This is a genomic window from Curtobacterium sp. MCBD17_035 (assembly GCF_003234815.2).
In the GTDB taxonomy this organism is placed as follows: Bacteria; Actinomycetota; Actinomycetes; order Actinomycetales; family Microbacteriaceae; genus Curtobacterium.
The window spans coordinates 2650201-2673269 of record NZ_CP126279.1; the positions used below are offsets into that span (position 1 = coordinate 2650201).

Below are 23069 nucleotides of genomic sequence, written 5' to 3' on the forward strand. Positions count from 1 at the left end.
CCGCGACGGGTCACCGTCGCGGGACGACTCACTCGACGTCGACCGCGGTGCCCTTGTTGGCGGTCGGCTGCTTGTCACTGCCCGGTGCCGGCACGTCGTCGCCGATCTTGTGCCGGTGCCACCGCGACCGCGGGATGACCGTGGTGCCATGCTCGGGCTTGGCGTCGCGCACGTGGTCGGAGTCCATGTACTTCCAGCGCCCCTGCGCGACGGTCGTGACCATCGAGTTGAGCACGGCGATGAGCGGCACGGCGAAGAACGCGCCGGCGATGCCGGCCAGACCGGAGAACGCCGTGACGCCGAGCACGACCGCGAGCGGGTGCACCTTGACCGCGTTGCCCATGACGAGCGGCTGGAGGATGTGGCCCTCGATCTGCTGCACGAGCAGGACGACGCCGATGACGAGCAAGGCTGCGACGGGGCCGTTGAAGATGAGCGCGACGAAGACCGCGAGGAAGCCGGTGACGATCGCGCCCACCACCGGCACGAACGCGCCGAGGAACACGAACACGGCGATCGGGATGACGAGCGGCAGCCCGCCGAAGAACAGGCCGACGAACCAGGAGCCGAACCCGATGCCCACCGCGTCGGCGAACGCGACGAAGATCTGCACGCGCACGAAGCTCGAGAGCGTGATCCAGCCGGCGACGCCCGCACCGTCGACCGCCGCGCGGGCCTTGATCGGGAACACCCGAACCGACCAGCGCCAGACGTTCTTGCCGTCGATGAGCAGGAAGATCACCGTGAACAGGATGACGAACAGGCCCTCGGCGACGTGCGTCAGGCTCGATCCGGCGCTCGCGACGCCTGACAGGATCGAACCCGAGTGCGCCTGGAGCCAGTTCGTGCCCTGGTCGAGGTAGCCCGAGATGTCCTTCTGCGTCACGCCGAGGCCCGCGCCCGCGATCAGGTCCTTGATGTTGTCGAACTGCGACAGCGTCTGCTTCTTGAGGGACGGGTAGGACGAGACGATCTGGCTCACGACGAGCCAGAGCAGTGCGGCGACCGCGGCGAGACCGCCGACCAGGCTGATGACGATCGCCGCCCACTTGGGCACGTGGTGCCGCTGCATCCAGTTCGAGATCGGGATGAGGAACGCCGCGATCACGATGCCGACGAGGAACGGGATGAGGATCTCGCTGAACAGCGTCATCAGCCAGATGAAGAGCGCGATCACGCCCACGACGACGAGGATCCGCCAGCTGAAGGCACCGGCGATCTGCATGCCGACGGGGACGTTGTCCTCGACGACCGACGCCGGGTGCCGTCGCGACGGGACCTGCTCTCGACCTGTCCGCGCCTGCTCGCGACCCGCGGGGCGCGACAGCGCTGGTGCCGGCCGCGTCGTCCGGGCGTCCGGTTGCTTCTTCTTGCCCCATGCCATTGCGCCAGTGTATGAGCGCGTGCCCGTTCGTGTTCCGATCCCGGAATACGATGCGCGCGTTCCGGACGACCGGGAGGCAGCGGGCACGTCGGAGGCCGCCGGTAGCGTTGCGGGCATGGTCCGGACCGCACTCTCCGCCGCCCAGGCACGACGCGTCGCGCTCGGAGCGCAGGGCATCGGCCGCGCGGTGCCGGAGGGCGCGGTGTCGAGCCGGACCATCCGCGCCCTCGTCGAGCGGCTGGGGCTCCTGCAGATCGACTCCGTGAACGTGTTCGAGCGGAGCCACTACCTCCCCGTCTTCGCCCGCCTCGGTGCGTACGACAAGGCCCTCCTCGACCGCATGACGATGACGAGGGGCGCCGCCCACCTGGAGTACTGGGCGCACGAGGCCGCGTTCATCCCCCGCGCGAGCTGGCCGCTGTTCCGGTGGGCGATGGACACGCGGCGTGCGCGGGACCACGCCGACCCCGACGGCTTCGCGGCCACCCACGCGCCACTCCTCCGGGAACTCCTCGCCGTGCTCCGCGCCGAGGGGCCCCTGCCCGCGAGCGCGGTGGAGCACGAGAGCAACGTGCGGCGAGGACCGTGGTGGGGCTGGAGCGACGTCAAGCGGGGGTTCGAGCACCTGTTCCGCTGGGGCGACGTCGTGAGCGCCGGGCGGAGCGGCTTCGAGCGCGTGTACGGCCTGCCGGACCAGGTGCTGCCGGCCGAGGTGCTCGACACGATCCCGGACGAGACCGACGCCGTCCGCACCCTCGTCGAGCGCTCGATCCGGGCCTCCGGCGTCGGGACGCTCGCGGACGTCGCGGACTACCACCGCCTCCGGTCGGACCGGACGCGGTCGGCACTGCGCGACCTCGAGGACGCCGGGGTCGTCGTGCCCGTCGAGGTCGAGGGCTGGGGCCGCCCGGCGTGGATGCACGCCGACGCCACGGTCCCCCGCCGTGTCGAGGCCGACGCCGTGCTCAGCCCGTTCGACCCCGTCGTCTGGTTCCGGCCGCGCGCCGAGCGCGTCTTCGGGTTCCACTACCGGATCGAGATCTACACACCGGCCCCGAAGCGCGTGTACGGCTACTACGTGTTACCGGTCCTGCAGGACGACCAGGTCGTGGGCCGGGTCGACCTCAAGAGCGACCGCCAGCACGGTGTCCTCCGCGTCCGGACGGCATGGGAGGAACCCGGCCGACACCTCGATCCCGGGCGTCTCGGCGCACTGCTGCTCCGCACCGCGGACTGGCAGGGACTCGACGCCGTGGCGGTCACCGACCGGGGAACAGCGGCAGCGCGGCTCGCGGACGCCCTCGGTGTGCCGCTCGTGCCGCACGAGGCCGCGGACGACGCCGAGGCCGCGGACTCCCCGCCGGACGGCCCCTGACGACCGCACCCGTCAGAACTGCACGCGCGGGGGTTCGGCGATCGCGGCGGGCTCCGCGGTCTCGAAGAACGGTGCCTCGCGGTACCCGCGGTTCCGCGCGACGGCGGAGCCCGGGAACACGCGGATCTTCGTGTTGAGCTCGCGGACGCTGCCGTTGTAGTAGCGGCGCGCCGACTGGATCTTGTCCTCGGTCGCGACGAGTTCCGACTGCAGCTGCAGGAACGCCTGGCTCGACTGCAGCTGCGGGTAGCCCTCGGCGATGGAGAACACGCGCTTGAGTGCCTTCTGCATGTGCCCCTCCGCCTCCGACGCAGCCGCGGCGTCGCCCGCGGTCAGCGTCTCGGCCCGGGCCTGCGTCACGGTCTCGAACAGACCGTTCTCGTGGGTGGCGTACCCCCGGACGGTGTCGACGATCGTCGGGACGAGCTCGGCCCGCCGGTGGAACTGCGTCTCGATCTCGCTCCACGCCTGGTCGACCCGGCCCTTCAGGGCCACGAGCGACCTCGACGTGGCCCAGACGGCGATGCCGACGACCACCAGCACGACGACGACCACTCCGACGACGATGAGCGTCGTGACGAGACCGGTGTCCATGGCGAGTACTCCTTCTCCGCGACGGACACGCAGGCACATGTGTCCGTATCGACTATACGGGCGGCACCAGGAGCGCTCGGCCGCCGGGGTACTGGCTCTCGGCTGATTCCCGCGCGCCGTTCGGCTGGTTCCCGGGCGCGTGGAGCCTTCGTCACGATTTCGCATCGGCTGGATCCGCCGAGCCGAGCGAGTGGTTGACGTCGGGACGCGGGTGACCTCGAATGGGGGCAGTGGATCAGGGAACACGAGCGGGCCGGGGGGCCGTCGGGTGGCCGGTCGTCCGTCGACCGCCCGCTCGGCGCCGGCGCGCCCTGCGGGGGCGACGGGTCGCACTCGTCACCGCGGCGCCGCTCGCCGTCGTCGTGGCCCTGCTCGCCGCGGCGGCTCCCGCACGCGCCGCCTCGCCCGACGCGACGGCACGTGCTCCGATCACCACCACCATGTCCCGGGCCGTGCCGACCCAGCCGGCGGGCACACAGCAGGCGGCGCCTGCCGCCTCGGCGAGCCCGACAGCTCCGACGCCGGGTCGCACCGTCGATCGACGACCAGTCGGCCATCACCACCGGAACCGGCCGGTTCACGGGCCGCGGGACCCCGGACGACCGAGTGCGCGTCGCCGACCCGAGCACGCCCACGGCGTCGGTCTGCTCGACCACCGTGACGGGCGACGGGACGTGGGCGTGCACCGGACCGGTCCGCTCCGGGCCCCGCCAGGTCTTCACCGTCCTCGCCACGACGCACGACGACCTGGCGCCCGACGACGCCGCACCCGTCGACGTCCTGACACCGCCGGTCGTCACGACGACGGGCCCGACGACCGGGGGCGTGACCGGCACGGGGTACCCCGGAGCGCGGGTGACGGTGGATGCCGGGAGCGCCTCCCGAACGGCCACGATCGCCTCCGACGGGTCCTGGTACGTCTCCTGGTCCGCCGGGCCCGACGCCCTGACGACGGGGACCTGGACGATGACGGCGACCCAGGCCGCGGATCCGGCGCTGGGGTTCGCCGCGACCGTGCGCAGCACGTCGTCGTCACCGGTGGCCGTCAGCGTCGACCGCACCGCGCCCGTCGCCCCGGTCCTCACGCGTCCCGCGGTCGGCACGCACGTCCGGGCGCAGCCAATCACCGTCGCGGGCACCGGCGAGACCGGCGACACGGTCACGGTGTACGTCGACGGCAATCCGGTGTGCCAGAGCGCGGTCACCGCGACCCGCTGGTCGTGCACCACGGTCGGATCGAGCATCCCGGACGGCACACGCAGCTTCGCGGCGGGGCAGCGCGACGCGGCGGGGAACCTCTCGCCGGTGTCGGCCGGGCGCGCGGTGGTCGTCGGGGGCGCTCTGACCGACGCGCCGAGCGGCGGTCCGACGTCGTCCGGTGGTGACGGGGGCGGCACGTCCGGCGCGGCGCCTTCGTCACCGCACGCGACGGGACGGGCCGAACCGGGCCTCCCGGGCGGTTCGGTCCGTGGTGGCCCCGGGTCCGGCGGATCCGGGTCCGGCGCGTCCGGGTCCGGGTCCGGTACGGGCGGCGGACCCGGTGGCTCGACCGGCGACGACACGAGCGGTACCGGCGGTGGCGGTGCGGGCGCCCGACCCGACGACGGTTGGACGGCGGCGACCGCCTACGACGCACACGTGCCGAGCATCCCGGCGAGCGTCTCGCTGCGGACCCTCGTGCTGGTGCTCGTCGGGGTCGCCGCGTTCCTCGTGCTCGTCGCGGTGCCGCTCACCCTGCTCGCCCGGTCCACCCGCGGCCGGTTCCGGTGGCGTCTCGCACGGTTGACCGGGCGGAACCGCCCCGTCGCCCCGACCGCCGAGGGCACGGGGGCGCTCCCGACGTGGGCCGCGGTGTCCGTGTCGGCCGGCGTCGCCAGCCTGCTGACGCTGTTCGCCACCGGCATCGCCGCGGAGCCGCGCTACGCCCGCCTCGCGATCGCGGTCGTCCTCGGGACCGCCGTGCTCGCGGTCGCCGTGGTGGTCGCCGCACGATGGAGCGCGGGACCGTCCCGCGACGCCGTCGTCGTCCGGGTCTCCCCGGCCCTCGTGGTCGCGGCGCTCGTCGCGTGCCTCCTCACCCGCAGCGCGCACCTCGCACCCGCGGTGCTGCTCGGCGTGCTCGTCGTCCCCTCGGTCGGCGGCGGTGGACGCGATCCACTCCCGCACCGGCACGTCCGACTCCCGCGCAGGGTCGTCGCCCTGGGCACCGACGGGGCGAGCGCGAGGAGCGCGACCGTGCAGACGGGCGCGCTCCTCGCGCTCGCGGCGATCGGCTGGCTCCTGTGCAGCGTCAGCGCCGGAGCGGGGTTCTGGCACCAGTTCCTGTCCGAGTTCGCCACCACCCTCTGCGTCGGCGGCCTCGGGTCGGTCGTGACCACGCTCCTCCCCGTCGCCGGGTCGGCCGGCGCCGCACTGTGGGCGACGTCCCGCGCGCGCTACGCCGCCGTCGCGACCGTCCCCGTGGCGCTCGCGGTGGCCGTGTACTCGGGCTCGACCGGCACGCACCTGTCCCTCGCGACCGTCGGGGTCACCATGGGCGGCTGCGCCGCGGTGGCGGTCGCCGTCTGGACCTGGAGCCACGTCGTCGAGCCCGCCCTGCGCGACTGACGGGAGGCCCGACCGGCCGTCCGCGGATCGACCCGCCCCGGCGGTCCCCCGCGATACGCTGACGGACGGTGCGCCGGAGCCCGCCGACGCGCCGACGAGCTGGAGCGACCATGAGCACCGACACCGACCGCACACCGGACACGACGACGCCGTACGACCCCACCCGCTTCCGCGGGGTGTTCGAGGGGCAGTACACCTACGCCAACGGCTTCGCCCGCAACGTGCACCGGTTCGCCGATCGGCCGGCCCTGCGTGATCCGTCCTCCGGACGCTCCTGGACCTACGCCGAGCTCGGCGACGCCGTCGACCGCGTCGGTGGGTGGCTCGTCCGGAACGGCGTCGGACGCGGTGCCGTCGTCATGGCGGAGCTGTTCAACGGTCCGGAGCTCGCGATCGCGTACCTGGCGTGCCACCGCATCGGCGCCGTGTTCTCGCCCACGAACTTCCGCCTGGCCCCCGCCGAGGTCGCGTACATCATCGACGACTCGGCACCGGTCGTGCTCCTCCACGACGCCGCGCGGACCGGGGACATGACCGACGCGCTCGCCACCGCCACCCACGCTCCCGCGCGGGTCGTGGTGGTCGGGGCCGACGGGACGTCCGCGGACACCGAGTCGTTCGAGACCCTGCTGGCGGCCGAGCCCGTCACGCACCTCGAACTCGCGGAGCGCGACGACGCACGGCCGCGGACCACCTACGACGAGACCACACGCCTGTACACGTCCGGCACGACCGGACGGCCGAAGCCCGTGCCGCTGCCGAGCCTCGTCGAGGTGCTCAGCGCACACGACGTCATCATGCACTTCCCGCTGACGCCGTTCGACAAGACGCTCAACATGTCGCCGCTGTTCCACCGAGGTGGCCTGTACTCCGGCGGCCCCAACCCCGTGTTCTACGTCGGAGCGGAGCTCACCACCCTCCGGCACTTCGACGCGGACGCAGTGCTCGACCTCGTCGAGTCCGAGCGGCTGACGTTCCTCATCGGCGCCCCGACGAACCTCGTCCAGCTCGCCGACGCGCAGGAACGCCACGCCCGGGATCTGTCGTCGCTCCACGGCATCGTCACGATGGGCGCACCGCTCGACCGTGCCGCCGCGCTGCGGTTCCAGGAGCTGCTGACCCCGCGGATCTTCAACGGGTACGGCACCACCGAGACCTTCTGGAACACGTTCCTGCGGCCGGAGGACTTCCCCGACGGCGCTGGTTCCACCGGCCGTGCGTCCACCGACGACGACGTGGCGGTGGTCCAGGTGTACGCCGACCGCCTCGCCGATCCGACGGACACGGTCGCCAAGGACGGCACCGAGATCGGCGAGTTCGCGGTCCGCACCGTCAAGTCGGGCTACTCGTACCGGAACCCGCAGCTCGAGGACGAGAAGTTCTCGGACGGCTGGTTCTACCCGGGCGACCTCGCCACCTGGGACACCCAGGAGCGCGTGACGATCGTCGGGCGCAAGGACGACATGATCATCTCCGGCGGCGAGAACGTCCACCCGGTGCAGGTCGAGGCCGTGCTCGGGGAGCACCCCGGCGTCGCCGACTCGGTCGTCGTGGGCGTGCCCGACGAGCGGTGGGGCGAGGTCGTCACCGCCTACGTCGTCCGCAGGCCCGGCGACGGTCTGCCCGAGGACGACGCGGCAGCGGCAGCCGCGCTCGAGTCGTTCACCGGATCCCACCCCGCGCTCGCCCGCTACAAGCGCCCCCGGCTGTACCGGTTCGTCGACAGCATCCCCTACAACGCGACCGGCAAGAAGGTGCACTACGTCGCCAAGGCGACGGCGGCCGAGGACCACGCGGCCGGGCTGCTCATCGCGCCCTGACCCACTGCCCACCGGTCGGGAGGCTCGGGACCGGCTCGCCCCGCGCCTCCCGACCGCGCCGCTGACGGTGCTGCAGCCCCGAGACCTCAATGGTCGCCGTCGGCGGACCGACGAATCGCCGCGGCGAGCTGTGCCGCACCACCCAGGACGGCGGGGACCCCGACGGTGCAGGCCCACCCGGGGTCACCGGCGGCGATCAACACGACTGCGGCACCGAGTCCGCCGAGCGTCAGGGCCTGCGCACCGAACGCGCCGATGAGAACGGCTGTCGCTTCCGCGGCGCTCAGACGCTCGAGTGCGTCCGCGTCGACCGCCTCACGTCGGAGGTGAGCCTCGGCGATCCGCGCCGCAGCGCCGGGCACGACTGTGTCGTACTCGGCGAGTGTCCGCGGGGCAGGAAGCGGGCCGATGAACGATTCGGCTGCCGCCGCTACCTGGAGGCCCCCAACCGCGTCCTGTCGGTCGTCGTCCGTGCTCGCCTCGACGGAGTACGCCGAGTGCGTCGCCTCGATCTCACCGCCACTCGCATCGATGTGGCTCGCGCTGCATCCCCGGTGATCCCGACGTACACGCCGTGCCGGAACCCGTTCGCCATCCGGCTCATCATCGTCCCCCACACCATGGTCCCCTTCCCCGTTCCGTGGCGAACGATCGTCGCACGAGCCGACCGCGGAAACCCAATCGGCGGTATACGAAATGCCGGTGATGTGCGCAATGTCCCGAAGGGCGGCGTCAGCGGTGCGCTGGGACGTCCGCGCGTGGTGTCACGGAGGCACGCGTGCCGGTCAGCCGCGAAGGCGCCGTGAACAGCCAGGGGAACCGGAGCCGCTCGAGGACGATGCCGAGCAGGATCGGACCGACGACGCCCGCGAGCGTGCCGACGACCACGTGGACGACCGGGTCCTGGACGCCGAGGTGCGACAGGACGATCCGGGTGCCCGACGCGAACGTGATGCTGGCGAGGAAGATCTCGAGCGTGCGGCGGCCGACCGCACCGACCCAGGTCAGCCATGACACGGCCGCGAGCAGCCGGGAGACCGCGATCACCGCCACGAGGCCGACCAGGGTCGTGAGCAGACCGAGCGCGACCGCCACCACCCCGTGGTGGTCGCCGGCACTCGGGGTCGGCGTGCCCTCGGACGTGCCGAACACCAGGGCGACGAAGGCGACGGTCCCGACGAGCGCGACGACACCCACCACGGGGAGCCGCACGCGCGCGATGAACTCGATCACGCGGCGCGCGCCGATGCACACGCCGAGGAAGAAGAACACCCAGATCCCGAGGCCCTGGACGAGGGCGACCCCCAGGTCGGTGCCCCAGCCCGCGATGCTCACGACGAGCGCCCCCACGATGCTCGCGATCATGACGGCACGGGACCGCCACGGGCGGACGAGCGCGGCCACCGTCGACACGGCCACGAGCCACGGCAGGAACCAGAGCTGCCCGTCCGGGTGCAGCAGGTCGAGTGTGCTCGTGATGCTCGTGGGCGAGTTCACGAGGGCGCCGGCTGCCAGTTTCACCACGCCCTGCACGAGCGACCACACGACGTAGACGTAGATGAACAGCACGTCGCGGCTGCGGAGGTACCGGCCAACGCCGTCACGATCGACGGCGCGAGCGACGAACAGGCCGCTGATGAACGCGAACACCGTGAGGTGCACGCTGTACAGGAGTCGGTCGGTGTCGATGTAGCCCACCGCGTGGCGGTCGAGGAGGTGTGCGGACGCCAGTCCGCGCAGGACGTGGCCGAGCACGATCATGGTGATCGCGATGCCACGGGCGATGTCGAGGGTCGCGTCTCGGGTCGACGCGGTTCGGGTTCGGGTCGTCACGATCCGCAGCCTAGGGGGTGACGGGCCGTCGCGGGGGCGCCGGCGGTGTTCGGTGCCCCCGGAGGGATTCGAACCCTCAACTCGGCGATTTTAAGTCGCATGCCTCTGCCGTTGGGCCACGGGGGCGGCGCGGGCCAGCCGCGCACCGAGCGTTGCTCGGGAACGCGTTCCAGCCTAGATCGTCGGCACCCCGGACGCGGACGAGGCGGTCACCCCGTGGGGTGACCGCCTCGATCGTGGTCGATCCGCTGGCGCGGACGGAGTCGGCTACTCCGCCTTCGCGCTGACCGGCGCCGACTCCGCGGCCGGCTCGGCGACGGGCTGGGCCGCGGCAGCGGCGTCGGCCTTCGGCGCGGCGGCCTTCTTGGCGGCCGGCTTGCGCGTGGTCGTCTTCGCGGCGGGCGCGGCGTCGTCCTTCTTGACGTCCTTCGAGACGTCGTCGGCGGGGGTCGCGTAGACCGGGCCCGACGCACCCTCGGGCGTACCGGCCTCGGGCATCGGGGGCTTCGGGCGCGACGCGAACGTCTCGAACGCGGCACGCGGGGTCTCGCGGTCGTCGAGCGAGACGATGTCGCGGCCGAACATCGTGCCGGTGAGCCAGTCGCCGACCACGCGGACCTTGCGCTCCCACGACGGCATGGCCAGGCCGTGGTACCCGCGGTGCGCGCCCCAGGCGAGGAAGCCCTTCATCGCGAACTTGCCCGACTGGAACACACCGATGCCGAGGCCGAGGCCCGCCACCGCGCCGAGGTTCTCGTGCTTGTAGTCCTTCGGCTCCTCACCGCGGATGACCGCGACGAGGTTCTTCGCCAGCTGCTTGGCCTGGCGGACCGCGTGCTGGGCGTTCGGCACGCACATGCCGCCCACACCGCCGCCCGTGAGGTCCGGCACCGCCGCGACGTCACCGCAGGCCCAGGCGTCCGCGACGATCCCGTTGTCGTCCACGACACGGAGGTCCGGCTGCACACGGATGCGTCCGCGCGGCTCGAGCGGGAGGTCGGTGCCCTTGACCATCGGGTTCGCCATGACACCCGCGGTCCAGATGATGAGGTCGGACTCGACGGTCTGGATCTCGCCCTCGTTCGGCTTGAACTGGCAGACGCCGCCGACCGCCGAGGCGAGCTGCGTGTCGAGGTGGACCTCAGCGCCGCGCTCGGCGAGGTTCTTGAGCACCCAGTGGCTGGTCTCGAGGGAGACCTCGGGCATGATGCGCCCCATCGCCTCGACCAGGTGGAAGTGGGTCTCGTCGAACGAGATGGTCGGGTAGTTCCGGAGCAGGTTCGTGGCGAACGACCGCAGCTCGGCGAAGATCTCGATGCCGGCGAAGCCACCGCCGACGACCACGACGGTGAGGAGACGCTCGCGCTCCGGGCCGGCGGGCAGGTTCGCGGCCTTCGCGAAGTTCGTGAGGATCTTGTCGCGGATCGCGGCGGCTTCCTCGATGGTCTTGAGGCCGATGGCCTCCTCGGCGACGCCGGCGATCGGGAACGTGCGCGAGACGGCACCGGCGGTCATGACGAGCGTGTCGTAGGTCTCCTCCCACGGCTCGCCGACCTGCGGCGTGATCGTCGCGGTCTTCGTGGCGTGGTCGACCTTGGTGACCTTGGCCGTGACGACACGGGTCTTGCCGAGGTGCCGACGGTGCGCGACCACCGCGTGCCGCGGCTCGATCGACCCGGCCGCGACCTCCGGCAGGAACGGCTGGTAGGTCATGTAGGGCAGCGGGTCCACCATCGTGACCTCGGCCTCGCCCGGGCGGAGCGCCTTCTCGAGCTTCCATGCTGTGTAGAAGCCGGCGTAGCCGCCGCCGACGATGAGGATCTTGGGCACGAGTGATGTCTCCTTGGATGGGGGTTTGCCGAGAGTTTACTCTCTGCCTCCGCCCACCCCGACTCCGCCGTCGTCCACCCCATCGTACGTCACGCAGGCGCACCGCTCGGGGCTCCAGGCCGCCCGTTCGAGCGCGAGGTCGCCGATCGGGTTCACGCCCGGCCCCGCGGCGAGGGCGTGCCCCACGAGCGCGTGCAGGCACTTCACCCGGTTCGGCATGCCACCCGCGGTGACCCCCGCGATCTCCGCGACGACCTCGATCGACTCGCGGTCCGCCAGGTACGCCTCGTGCGCGGCACCGTACGCGTCGGCCACGGACTGCTCCTCGAGGAGGGCCGCGAGCTCCGGCATCGCACCCGTCGCCTCGAGCGTCGACACCGCGGCCGTCGCCGCGGGGTGCGTCAGGTAGTACAGGGTCGGGAAGGGCGTGCCGTTCGACAACCGGGGCTGCGTCGCCACGACCGTCGGCGCACCGCACACGCAGCGCGCCGGGATGCCGATGACGTCACGCGCGGGACGCCCGAGCTGGGCCGAGACGACGGCGACGTCACGGGCGGTGGGCGGATCGAACGGAGGAGTTGCCACGGGACGGTGATCCTACCCGGTGCACGATCCGTCCTCGGGCCGTCCGGCGCTGGGTACCCGCAGGTCGGCGCGCGATGCCCGCGCGATCAGCGATCAGCGATCAGCGATCAGCGATCAGCGATCAGCGCCCGGCGCCCGTGCCCGCGGTCGCACCCGTGGTCGGCGTCCCACTGCCCGAGACGTCCGGGGCGACGAGCTCGGACGTCGTCTTCTCGGTCAGCCCGGACTCGAGCACCGACGACAACATCGCCTGCACCCAGTCGACCTTCGGCGTCTGGAGCTTCGAGCTCACGGGGGTGCCCGAGTCGGTCGTCACGGCACTGGTCGAGCCCGACGAGGACCCGCTCCCCGCGCCCATGACGAGGTAGCTCGTCTCGCCCGGGTACACGTACAGCAGGCGGTCGCGCGCCTGGGCCTCGATGTAGGCGGGGTCGTCCCACCGCGCCACGTCCCGCTTCTTCGTCGCGACGTCCGCACGCTGCGCGGCGACCTGCTGCTCCTTCTGCGCGATCTCCTGCTGCTGCTGGATCAGCGTCCGCAGCGACGGCGCGAGCACCACGACGAACAGCACGACGATGCCGAGCATGAGGACGCTGAAGCCCGAGAACCGGATGTTCCGGAACCAGGCGCCGGACGGACTCGTGGCGGCGGGCATCGCTATCGGCACGCGACGGACGCGGGGCTTCGTCGAGGGCATGGAGCGACGATAACCCGGGCGCCGGTCCGGTCCGGGCAGCGGCACGGTCCGGACCCGTCCCCCATCCCACGCGCAACCGACCACCGAGGACGCCGGGCACTGCCTCCCGCGCCCGTGCTCACACCGGTGATTCCACTGACGCGTCGTCCACCAGCCGACACACGGAACGGCCCCTGGGCCTCCCGGTCGGGAGGCCCAGGGGCCGGAGCGGCATCCGCTGGTCCGACGGTCCGGACCAGCGGGTGCTCAGCTCACAGGTGGGCGCTGCGCGGGAACGAGCTGCGGCCGGCGTACACGGCGGCGTCGCCCAGCTCCTCCTCGATCCGGAGGAGCTGGTTGTACTTGGCGACGCGGTCCGAGCGGGCCGGCGCACCGGTCTTGATCTGGCCGCCGTCCACCGCGACCGCGATGTCGGCGATCGTCGTGTCCTCGGTCTCGCCCGAGCGGTGGGACAGGATCGCGGTCATGCCGCTGCGCTGTGCGAGCGCGACGGCGTCGAGGGTCTCGGTCAGGGTGCCGATCTGGTTCACCTTGACGAGGATCGAGTTCGCCGCCCGCTCCTGGATCCCCTTGGCGAGGCGCTTCGGGTTCGTCACGAAGAGGTCGTCACCGACGATCTGCACCTTCGACCCGAGCTCGGCGGTGAAGTGCGTCCAGCCCTCCCAGTCGTCCTCGGCGAGCGGGTCCTCGATGGTGACGAGGGGGTAGTTGCCGACGAGGTCCACGAAGTACTGCGTGAACTCCTCGCTCGAGAGCTGCCCGCCCTCGAACGCGTACGTGCCGTCGGCGTAGAACTCCGTCGAGGCGACGTCGAGGCCGAGCGCGATGTCCTTGCCGGGGGTGAACCCGGCCTTCTCGATCGCGGCGACGAGGAAGTCGAGCGCGGCGCGGTTCGAGGCGAGCTCCGGGGCGAACCCGCCCTCGTCGCCGAGGCCGGTGGCGAGCCCCTGCTTCTTCAGCTCGCCCTTGAGCGCGTGGTAGGTCTCGACGCCCCACCGGAGGGCCTCGGAGAAGGACGACGCGCCGTAGGGCACGAGGAAGAACTCCTGGATGTCGACGTTCGTGTCGGCGTGGGCGCCGCCGTTGACGACGTTCATGAGCGGCACGGGCAGGGTGTGCGCGTTCGGGCCGCCGAGGTAGCGGAACAGGGGCAGGTCGGCGGAGTCCGCCGCGGCGCGGGCGACCGCGAGCGAGGCGCCGAGGATCGCGTTCGCGCCGAGGCGGGACTTGTTCTCGGTACCGTCGAGCTCGATGAGCGCCGCGTCCACGAGACGCTGGTCGGTGGCGTCGAAGCCCTCGAGCGCCGGGCCGATCTCGTCGAGGACACCCTCGACGGCCTTGAGCACGCCCTTGCCGCCGTAGCGTCCGGCGTCGCCGTCACGCAGCTCGTAGGCCTCGAACGCGCCGGTCGAGGCGCCGGACGGGACCAGGGCGCGCGAGACCACGCCGTCGTCGAGGAGCACCTCGACCTCGACGGTCGGGTTGCCTCGGGAATCGAGGACTTCGCGTGCTCCAACGGCATCGATCACGGCCACGGGGTACTCCTAACAAGCGGTAGTGGTGGTTGGACGAATCCGGGACCGATCCTAGCGAGCGGGGTCACTCGAGCGGTCGGAAGGCGAGGTCCTCGAGGGTGCTGTCGGTGTCCACCGTCGCGAAGGCGGTGAACCCCGCGGCGGCGAGCCCGGCCAACAGGTTCTTCATGTTCTTGGTCCGGCGTTCGAGGCGCACCCGGGCGTGGCCGGCCAGGACGTCCTGCTTGAGCGCGGCGAGGCGGGCGGGCGGGACGTCGCGGTCGTGGACGAGCACGACGGCGTCGGCGGTGGCGTCCTCGGGCAGCGTCACGAGGTCGACGAGGCGCTCGAACCCGAGCGAGAACCCGACCGCGGGGACGTCCTGGCCGAGGAAGCGCCCGATCATGCCGTCGTACCGCCCACCACCGCCGAGGCTGTACCCGAAGTCGGGGTGCGCGACCTCGAAGATGGTGCCCGTGTAGTACCCCATGCCCCGGACGAGCGTCGGATCGAACTGCAGTCGCACGCCGGGCAGGGCCGCACGCAGGGCCTGCAGGTCCCCGAACGCCTCGGCGTCGAGCCAGTCGGCGCCCACGACGCTGTCCCAGTCGGCCGTCGCGAGGTCGCGCAGCACGGCCTCGAGCTCGGAGGCGTCGTGTCCGGCCAGCCCCGGCAGTGCCACGAGTTCGCGCGCGACGCCGTCGGGGCCGATCTTGTCGAGCTTGTCGACGACGACGAGGGCGGCGTCGGCATCGGGCCCGTCGACGCCCCACGAGCCGAGCAGCGCCACGAGGATCCGCCGGTCGTTGACGCGGATGGTGGTCCCGGTGATGCCGAGGGCGTCCACGGCGTCGGTCGTCGCGCGGATGAGTTCGATCTCGGCGAGCGGCCCGGCCTCACCGAGGATGTCGATGTCGCACTGCACGAACTGCCGGTAGCGGCCTTTCTGCGGACGCTCCGCGCGCCAGACGGGCGCGATCTGCACGGACCGGAACACCGTCGGCAGCTCGGAACGGTGGCTCGCGTAGAACCGGGCGAGCGGGACCGTGAGGTCGAACCGGAGTCCGAGGTCGGCCAGGTCGAGCGGCGCCTCGGCGACGCGGAGGTCCTCGACGGTGAGCCCCCGACGCATCACGGCGAAGGCCAGCTTCTCGTTGTCGCCGCCGAGGCCCGCGTGCAGCCGCGAGGCGTCCTCGACGACGGGGGTCTCGATCTCGTCGAAGCCGTGGCGCGTGTACACGCCACGGATCACGCCGAGCACGTGGTCACGGCGCGCCTTCTCGGCTGGGAGGAAGTCCCGCATCCCGCGGGGAGCCGTCACGACAGTCGCCATGGCCCCATCTTCGCAGAGCGCTTGCCGCCGCGCCGTCGGCGATGATATGCTGTATTCCAGTCGATCACCGCTCCACTGATCCATCACGGTGGTCGATCGTCCGCCCGCGTGGCGGGCCGCGGGGGGCCAGTGCTGCGGACTCCCGCGTCCGGCGTGGCGGCTGCGTGCCGCGGTCGCCGCGCGGAGGGCGCCCTCCTTTTCGGGTTGGGAGGGCGCCCTCACCTCGTCGTGTCGCCATGCGTCCGACGCCCGGGCCCCAGGTCGCGCTCGGAGCCCCGCTGCATTCAGCGCGACCGCTCGCGCTCCGTCGCGCGGCCAGCCGCCTCGAGCGCGACGACCGCAGCGCGGAGGCTCGCCACCGGATCGACCCCGTCCGCCCGGGCCGCCGCGATCCGGTCGAGGAGCTCACCGCCCCACGCGGGGTCGACGGCACCGTGACCGTCCGCGCCGTCGGTCACCCCGGGCGTACGGTCCTGCCGAGCGGCGCCCGCGACGGCCTGCGCGAGGGGCACGGAACCGAGGCCGTGCTCGTCGATCCGCTCGAGGAGCTTCACGGACCGCTCGAGTGGGGGCATCGCCCGGGGCACGCCGTCGAACACGCTCGTGCGCGCTGCCTTCTCGGCCGACTTCGCCGCGCGCCACACCCGGACCACGTCGGCGAACGTCTCCGCGTGCTCGTCGCCGAACACGTGCGGATGGCGGCGGACCATCTTCTCGCGAGCGTGCTCGGCGACGTCGGCGAGCGTGAACGCGCCGCGACGCTCGGCGATCCCCGCGTGGAGCACGACCTGGTACAGCACGTCGCCGAGCTCCTCGCGGATCTCGACGTCGTCGTCCACGTCGATCGCGTCGACGAGCTCGTACGACTCCTCGACCGCGTACGCCGCCAGGCTCCGGTGGGTCTGCGCTCGGTTCCACACGCAGCCGTCGTCCGGCGCGAGCAAGCGATCGACCACCGCGGCGAGGGCCTGGACGGCTGCGGCTCGGTCGGCGGGGTCGGCCTGGTCCTCCTGATGCGGGGTCATGCTCCATCGTCGCACCTCGCGTGTGGACGTCGAGCGGACGTGTAACGCCAGCGGGGCGGCCGGACACTACTCAGTGTGGAGGACGAACCGGACGACGGCCCGCTCTGGGTCCTGGCGCAGCGCAACGATGGCGCCGCCTTCGCTGCGCTGTTCGATCGGCACCGTCCGCGTGTCTACCGACGGGCGACAAGCCTGCTGCAGACGCCGCACGACGCCGAGGACGTCACCGCCGCAGCGTTCTACGAACTCTGGCGGAAGCGGAGGACCGTCGTCCTGGTTGCGGGCTCCGTCGTGCCGTGGCTGCTGGTCACGACCGTCAACCTCGCGCGGAACCATCGTCGGGCGACCGCCCGGTACCGCCGGTTGCTCGACGAGCTCCCGCGGGACGACGACACGACGCCAGCGGTCGACGCGGAGGACCTCGAGGTCCGCGATCGCTTGCGCGCCTCCGTTCGCGCGCTCTCCCCGGTCGATGCAGCGCTCTTGGTCCTGACGAGCCTCGAGGGCATGCCGGTGTGGGAGGCGGCACAAGCGGTGGGCCTCAATCCGCCCGCCGCACGCGTCCGCCTCCACCGCATGCGCCGACGCCTCCGCGACGACCTGCACGACCTCGACCCGTCCATCCGAACCGCACCGGAAGGCAGCAACCCATGAGCATCGACATGCAGCCCCAGACCGCCCTCGCCATCCGAGCCGAGCTCGCTGCCATCGGGACGCGGGCCAGCGGCCTCCAACGCCGCCAGCGCCGAGCACGCGTCACGGCTGCCCTCGTCGGCGTCGCGGCGGTCGGTCTGACCACCAGTGCGGCAGCACTCGTGGCGTCTGGTGTGCCCGGGTCCACGACGACCGCCGCGATCGGGGCCGCCACCACGGCGACGCACACCGGGCCGGCCCTGGTCGACATCGGGAAGGCGCCCGACAGGGCGGGCGCGGTGATCGTCGACATCACCTGCCTCAACCACGTCGGGATGGTGAAGGTGTCGACGGTCGACGGCGGCGGCGCCGGGTACAGCTGTCGCGACGGCGGCAGCATGCACGTCACGGATGGCCGAACACCAGCGGAGGGTCGGTCCCGGTTCAGCATCGAGGCCTCGCCGGGCACGCGGTGGCGCGCGGTCCTGCGGTACGCCAGCTCGGTCACGAGCGTGTGGGGCCTGAATGCCGAGGGACAGACGTACGGCGTCGAGAACGAGCACGGACACCCCGACCTCGTCCCGGCGACGGCGGACAACGGCCGCGAGGGCTGGGTGTTCTGGAACGACGTCGACCTGGCCGAGGAGACCGCGACGGTCGATGTGTACGAGTCCGACGGTGAAACGGTCATCGGGCACACCACGGTCATCGTGGGACTCCCGGGGGTACCGCTCGACCAGCGGTACATCGACGACCTCGACCCCGTCCGGACGGCCTCGCCCTCCCCCCACGGCACCAGGTGAACGCAGCCCCGACCACGCCGCCGTCGCCTGGTAGCGTCGGCGTGGCGTGTCGGGAAGTCTGGTCGACGGACCATCGACCGACCCCAACGAGACGGAGTCACCGTGCCCGCCATCGTCCGCTCCGAGCGCTTCAGCGCCGTCGCCCTGCTCACCGCCGCGGTCCTCGGACTCGCCGCCGCGAACTCCCCCCTCGGGCCACGACTCGAGCACCTGCTGGCGCTCCACACACCCTGGTCCGCGGTCGGACTCGACCTGTCGATCGCACACTGGGTCAGCGACGGGCTGCTCGTCGCGTTCTTCCTGCTCATCGCGATCGAGCTCAAGCACGAGCTGACGATCGGGCAGCTGTCGGATCCCCGGACCGCGATCGTGCCCGCGATCGCCGCCGTCGGGGGCGTCGTCGTGCCGGCGGTGCTCTACCTGGCGGTCACGCAGGGCAGCGGGCTCGAACACGGCTGGCCGATCCCCACCGCGACCGACATCGCGTTCGCGCTCGGGATCCTCGCGATCTTCGGCCGCGGGCTGCCGTCACGCCTCCGGGTGTTCCTCCTGGCGCTCGCGGTGCTCGACGACCTCATCGCGATCGTCATCATCGCGGTGGTCTTCGCGCACGGCACCGACTTGGGACTCCTCGGGCTGGCGGTCGTGGCCCTCGCGGCGTTCGCGGTGCTGGCCCGGTCCCTGCGCCGCGTCGGGCGCGCCCGGCCGTGGATCGTGGTCGGCCTCGTCGTGCTCGGCGTCGTCACGTGGTGGCTCGTCCTGCACTCGGGGGTCCACGCGACGATCGCCGGGGTGGCGCTCGGTCTGGTGCTCCCCCGGCGCGCCGGGCACACGGTCCGGCACGCTGTCGAACCCTGGTCGAACGGGGTCGTCCTGCCGGTGTTCGCGTTCACCTCGGCCGCGGTCGCCGTGCCCGCAGTGGGGTTCGGTGCGCTGTCGCCGGCGTTCTGGGCGATCGTGCTCGCACTCCCGGTGGGCAAGGTCGTCGGCATCACGCTCTTCGGCGGGGTCGCGACCCATGTGTTCCGGCATCCTGAGCGCCCGACGCTGTCGCTCTCGGCGGTCGCCACCGTCGGCGTCCTCGGCGGGGTCGGGTTCACCGTCTCGCTGCTCATGAACGAACTCGCGTTCGTGCGCACGCCGCAGGTCGCGGACCAGGGCACGCTCGCGGTCCTCGTCGGCTCGGGCGTCGCGATGGTGGCGTCGGCCGTCGTCGTCGCGCTCGGGGCACGCCGTGCTCGGTCCGAGCGCGCGGCCGCTCCCGGCGCGCCCTGACCGGGAGCACGATCCGGCGGTTCCGCCGCCGGCCGGCCGGACGGGAGGCGCGGGGCGGGCCCGTACCGTGCCTCCCGACCGGCGGTCCCGCCCCCGCCTACGCGGCCGGCGCCTGCTCCGGCACGTTCGCGCCGTAGATCGCCGTGAGGATCGACTCCACCCAGTCGATGAGCGCATCGTCCGGTAGCGGCTCGCCGTTCCGCTTCGGGAGCGGGATGCTCGTCGCGTTCTGCTGGGCGAACCACCGCGACCCCGGGAACATGCGGGTGAGCCGGACCTGCTGGGAATCGGCGAGCTCCTTGCCCGCGACCCGGAGGTTCGACCCCATCACGACGACGTCGGACAGGCCGACCTGCTGCGCCATGCGCCGGAGCCGCGAGACCTCGATGAGCGTCGTGACCGCCTTCGGGGGCGTGCCGTACCGGTCGGTGAGCTCGTCGAGCACCATGTCGATCGCGGCGTCCTGCGCCGAAGGAGCCGACGCGGCCGAGAGCTTCTGGTACGCCTCGAGCCGGAGCCGCTCGCTCTCGACGTAGTCGTCGGGGATGCGGGCGTCGACCGGGAGCTCGAGGCGGAGTTCCGTCTGCCCCTCGGCGACGTCGCCGCGGAACTGCCCGACGGCCTCGCCGATCATCCGGAGGTAGAGGTCGAACCCGACCCCCGCGATGTGACCGGACTGTTCGCCACCGAGCAGGTTGCCCGCTCCGCGGAGCTCGAGGTCCTTGAGGGCGACCTGCATGCCCGCACCGAGCTCGTTGTTCGCCGCGATGGTCTCGAGGCGGTCCTGCGCGGTCTCGGACAGGGGCTTGTCGGCGTCGTAGAGGAAGTACGCGTACCCGCGCTCGCGCCCGCGGCCGACACGACCCCGGAGCTGGTGCAGCTGCGACAGCCCGTACTTGTCGGCGCGGTCGATGATGAGGGTGTTCGTGTTCGCGATGTCGAGGCCGGTCTCGATGATCGTGGTCGACACGAGGACGTCGAACTTGCGCTCCCAGAAGTCGACCATCACCTGCTCGAGGGCCTGCTCGGACATCTGGCCGTGCGCGACCGCGATCCGGGCCTCGGGCACGATCTCGGCGAGGTGCGCGGCGGTGCCCTGGATGTCCTTGACGCGGTTGTGCACGTAGAACACCTGGCCCTCGCGGAGCAGCTCCCGCCGGATCGCCGCCGCGACCTGCATGTCCGACTGCGGCCCGACGAAGGTCAGGATCGGATGGCGGTCCTCGGGCGGGGTGGCGAGGGTCGACATCTCGCGGATGCCGGTCACGGCCATCTCGAGTGACCGCGGGATCGGGGTCGCGCTCATGGCGAGGACGTCGACGTTCGTCTTGAGCTTCTTGAGCTGGTCCTTGTGCTCGACGCCGAAGCGCTGTTCCTCGTCGATGATCACGAGGCCGACGTCCTTGAACTGCACCTGCTGGGACAGGATGCGATGCGTCCCGATCACGATGTCGACCGTGCCGTCGGCGAGGCCCGCGATGGTCTCCTTCGATTCCTTCTCGCTCTGGAACCGGCTCAGGGCGCGCAGGTGCACGGGGAACCCGGCGAAGCGCTCCTGGAAGGTCTCGAAGTGCTGGCGGACCAGCAGCGTGGTCGGCACGAGGACCGCGACCTGCTTGCCGTCCTGCACGGCCTTGAACGCGGCGCGGATCGCGACCTCCGTCTTGCCGTAGCCGACGTCGCCGGACAGCAGGCGGTCCATCGGGATCGGCCGCTCCATGTCGGCCTTGATCTCGTCGATCGTGGTGAGCTGATCGGGCGTCTCGGCGAACGGGAAGGCTTCTTCGAGCTCACGCTGCCAGGGGGTGTCCGGCCCGAAGGCGTGGCCCTTCGACGCCATCCGCGCCGAGTAGAGCTTGACGAGCTCCACCGCGATGTCGCGGACCGCCTTGCGCGCCTTGCTCTTGGCCGACGCCCAGTCGCTGCCGCCCATCTTGCTGAGCGTCGGGGCCTCGCCGCCGACGTAGCGCGAGAGCTGGTCGAGCTGGTCCGTCGGCACGTAGAGCTTGTCGCCCGGGTACCCGCGCTTCGATGGCGCGTACTCGAGCACGAGGTACTCGCGCTGCGTCTTGACCGCGTTCCGACCACCCGACGAGACCTCGCGCGAGACGAGCTCGACGAACTTGCCGATCCCGTGCGTGGTGTGCACGACGACGTCACCCGGCTTGAGCTGCAGGGGGTCGACGACGTTCTTCCGGCGGCTGGCGAGCTTCTTCACCTGCCGGGCTCCCTGCTGGGCGCTCCGGCCGTAGAACTCGGCCTCGGACATCACGAGCAGGCGGAGCTCCGGCACGGCGAACCCGTGCTCGACCGACGCGGTCGTGAGCAGCACGGCGCCGGGCTCCGGGGGCTCGGTGACGTCCTCGACCCGGGCGGCGACGCCGGCGTCCGCGAGGACCTGCACGGCACGCTCGACCAGACCGGCGCCCTGCGCGGTGACCACGACGGACCAGCCGTCCCGCGTGCGCTCGGCGACGTGCTCGATCGCGCCCTCGGCGCTGCCGGTGAAGCTCGGGACGGTCTCGGCGGGCACGCGGAGGTAGTCGCCCGCCGACTCGACCGCCTGCTCGTCGGTGAGGTCGGCACCGGAGTCGAACGGCGACACCGTCCACCAGGTGCGGTCGCCGCGGGACTGCTTGAGCGCCCCGAGGGACAGGAAGTTGCCGGCGTCGAGGTCGATGGGGGCCTGCGCCCCGGCGGTCGCCGCACTCCACGCGGCCTGCAGGAACTCCTGGTTCGTCTCGGCCAGGCTGTGCGCCCGGGCGACGACACGCTCGGGCGAGAACACCGCGACGACCGCCGAGGACGGCAGGTAGTGGGTGACGGGCACGAGGCGGTCGACCAGGGCGGGCGCGAGGGACTCCATGCCCTCGACCGGGATGCCCTCGGCGATCTTGGCGAGCATCTGGGACAGGCTCGGGAACTCGTGGAGCATCTCGCGCGCCCGCTGCCGGACGCTCTCGCCGAGCAGGAGCTCGCGGCTCGCGGTGAGCTCCACCTGCCCGAGGTCCTCGTCCGTCGAGCGCTGGTCCGCGACGCTGAACGCCTTGATCGCGTCGATCTCGTCGCCGAAGAAGTCGATGCGGACCGGGTGGTCGGCCGTCGGAGGGAAGACGTCGAGGATGCCGCCGCGGACCGCGAACTCGCCACGGCGGGACACGAGGTCGACCCGGGCGTAGGCGAGGTCGACGAGGGCGCCGGCGAGCTGCGTGAGGTCGTTGCCCCGCGAGTTCGTCCGGAGCACCAGGGGTGCCATCGCGGTCATGTTGTCCGCGATGGGCTGGAGCGCGGCGCGCACGCTCGCCACGACGACGATCGGCCCACGGGGTTCGCCCCGGTCGGCGGCGGCCTGCCAGTCGGCGAGGCGCCGCAGGGTGTTGATGCGCGTGCCGACCGTCTGCGCGCTCGGGCTCAGGCGCTCGTGCGGCAGGGTCTCCCACGCCGGGAACTCGAGGACCTCGGCCTCGGGCACGTAGCACCGGACGGCGTCACGCACGCCCTCGGCCTCGCGCCCGGTGGCGGTCATCACGAAGGCGCACTGCGGGCCGTCCCGCTCGGCGAGCAGTGCCGCCAGCAACGGGACGCGGAGGCCGTCGACGACGGAGAAGTCGGCGTCACGCGGGGCGGCGGCGAGGACACGATCGAACGCGGAGGCGCGCGAGAGCGCAGGGATGATGCCCGAGATCGTCACTCATCCGATGGTACCGGCGCCCTCCGACAGGCGATCCGGCCCGCCGCGTGCTGTGGGCGAACGGGAGGGA

General features: G+C 72.2%; 17 protein-coding genes and 1 tRNA gene. 6 read left to right on the forward strand and 12 right to left on the reverse strand.

The window, feature by feature from the left end; translation table 11 throughout:
- Nucleotides 1–28: 28 nt before the first annotated feature.
- A complete protein-coding gene (locus DEI93_RS12465) occupies nucleotides 29–1384 on the reverse strand; it encodes an AI-2E family transporter (RefSeq protein WP_258372291.1) in 1356 nt (451 codons plus the stop codon).
- A 115-nt stretch (nucleotides 1385–1499) separates the two neighbouring features.
- Between DEI93_RS12465 and DEI93_RS12470 the strand changes: the two genes are divergently transcribed.
- Nucleotides 1500–2759, forward strand: coding sequence for a winged helix-turn-helix domain-containing protein (locus DEI93_RS12470; protein WP_111120212.1), 1260 nt, complete (start codon nucleotides 1500–1502; stop codon nucleotides 2757–2759).
- 12 nt (nucleotides 2760–2771) lie between these two features.
- Here the strand turns inward: DEI93_RS12470 and DEI93_RS12475 are convergent, their stop codons facing one another.
- Complete coding sequence (locus DEI93_RS12475; RefSeq protein ID WP_111120213.1) at nucleotides 2772–3353, reverse strand: LemA family protein; 582 nt, start codon at nucleotides 3351–3353, stop codon at nucleotides 2772–2774.
- A 606-nt stretch (nucleotides 3354–3959) separates the two neighbouring features.
- On the opposite strand from DEI93_RS12475, the gene DEI93_RS12480 reads away from it, so the two are divergent.
- Together DEI93_RS12480 and DEI93_RS12485 are read left to right on the forward strand one after the other, a co-directional pair.
- Nucleotides 3960–5960: a hypothetical protein gene (locus DEI93_RS12480; RefSeq protein WP_111120214.1), complete on the forward strand. Its 2001-nt coding sequence runs from the start codon at nucleotides 3960–3962 to the stop codon at nucleotides 5958–5960.
- Nucleotides 5961–6070: 110 nt separating this feature from the next.
- A complete protein-coding gene (locus DEI93_RS12485) occupies nucleotides 6071–7780 on the forward strand; it encodes a class I adenylate-forming enzyme family protein (RefSeq protein WP_111011423.1) in 1710 nt (569 codons plus the stop codon).
- A gap of 86 nt (nucleotides 7781–7866) precedes the next feature.
- Here DEI93_RS12485 and DEI93_RS12490 read toward each other — a convergent pair whose 3' ends face one another.
- The 9 genes from DEI93_RS12490 to DEI93_RS12530 form a co-directional block, all read right to left on the reverse strand.
- Nucleotides 7867–8142, reverse strand: coding sequence for a hypothetical protein (locus DEI93_RS12490; RefSeq protein WP_111120215.1), 276 nt, complete (start codon nucleotides 8140–8142; stop codon nucleotides 7867–7869).
- A gap of 370 nt (nucleotides 8143–8512) precedes the next feature.
- On the reverse strand, nucleotides 8513–9613 hold the full coding sequence (locus DEI93_RS12495) for an acyltransferase family protein (RefSeq protein ID WP_111120216.1): 1101 nt from the start codon (nucleotides 9611–9613) through the stop codon (nucleotides 8513–8515).
- A 53-nt stretch (nucleotides 9614–9666) separates the two neighbouring features.
- A tRNA-Leu gene (locus DEI93_RS12500) sits at nucleotides 9667–9739 on the reverse strand.
- 141 nt (nucleotides 9740–9880) lie between these two features.
- Complete coding sequence (locus DEI93_RS12505; protein WP_111011426.1) at nucleotides 9881–11443, reverse strand: NAD(P)/FAD-dependent oxidoreductase; 1563 nt, start codon at nucleotides 11441–11443, stop codon at nucleotides 9881–9883.
- A 36-nt stretch (nucleotides 11444–11479) separates the two neighbouring features.
- A complete protein-coding gene (locus DEI93_RS12510; RefSeq protein ID WP_111011427.1) occupies nucleotides 11480–12028 on the reverse strand; it encodes a DUF501 domain-containing protein in 549 nt (182 codons plus the stop codon).
- Between the two features lie 121 nt (nucleotides 12029–12149).
- Entirely contained in the window at nucleotides 12150–12725 is a 576-nt protein-coding gene (locus tag DEI93_RS12515) for an FtsB family cell division protein (protein ID WP_111011428.1), read from the reverse strand.
- A gap of 251 nt (nucleotides 12726–12976) precedes the next feature.
- Nucleotides 12977–14260: a phosphopyruvate hydratase gene (gene eno / locus DEI93_RS12520; protein ID WP_111011429.1), complete on the reverse strand. Its 1284-nt coding sequence runs from the start codon at nucleotides 14258–14260 to the stop codon at nucleotides 12977–12979.
- Between the two features lie 64 nt (nucleotides 14261–14324).
- Nucleotides 14325–15572, reverse strand: a complete 1248-nt coding sequence (gene hisS, locus DEI93_RS12525; protein WP_111011430.1) for a histidine--tRNA ligase — start codon at nucleotides 15570–15572, stop codon at nucleotides 14325–14327.
- Between the two features lie 284 nt (nucleotides 15573–15856).
- Entirely contained in the window at nucleotides 15857–16597 is a 741-nt protein-coding gene (locus DEI93_RS12530; protein ID WP_111120217.1) for a MazG family protein, read from the reverse strand.
- A 75-nt stretch (nucleotides 16598–16672) separates the two neighbouring features.
- On the opposite strand from DEI93_RS12530, the gene DEI93_RS12535 reads away from it, so the two are divergent.
- The 3 genes from DEI93_RS12535 (at nucleotide 16673) to DEI93_RS12545 (ending at nucleotide 19308) form a co-directional block, all read left to right on the forward strand.
- The gene (locus DEI93_RS12535) at nucleotides 16673–17251 is read left to right on the forward strand and encodes an RNA polymerase sigma factor (protein WP_111014239.1); all 579 of its coding nucleotides are present in this window, start codon (nucleotides 16673–16675) and stop codon (nucleotides 17249–17251) included.
- Nucleotides 17248–18033: a hypothetical protein gene (locus DEI93_RS12540; RefSeq protein ID WP_111120218.1), complete on the forward strand. Its 786-nt coding sequence runs from the start codon at nucleotides 17248–17250 to the stop codon at nucleotides 18031–18033. Before DEI93_RS12535 ends, DEI93_RS12540 begins: the two co-directional genes overlap by 4 nt.
- Nucleotides 18034–18135: 102 nt before the next feature.
- On the forward strand, nucleotides 18136–19308 hold the full coding sequence (locus DEI93_RS12545; RefSeq protein ID WP_111120219.1) for a Na+/H+ antiporter NhaA: 1173 nt from the start codon (nucleotides 18136–18138) through the stop codon (nucleotides 19306–19308).
- Nucleotides 19309–19405: 97 nt separating this feature from the next.
- On the opposite strand, the gene mfd is transcribed toward DEI93_RS12545, so the two are convergent.
- Nucleotides 19406–22999, reverse strand: a complete 3594-nt coding sequence (gene mfd / locus DEI93_RS12550; RefSeq protein WP_111120220.1) for a transcription-repair coupling factor — start codon at nucleotides 22997–22999, stop codon at nucleotides 19406–19408.
- Nucleotides 23000–23069: the final 70 nt, after the last annotated feature.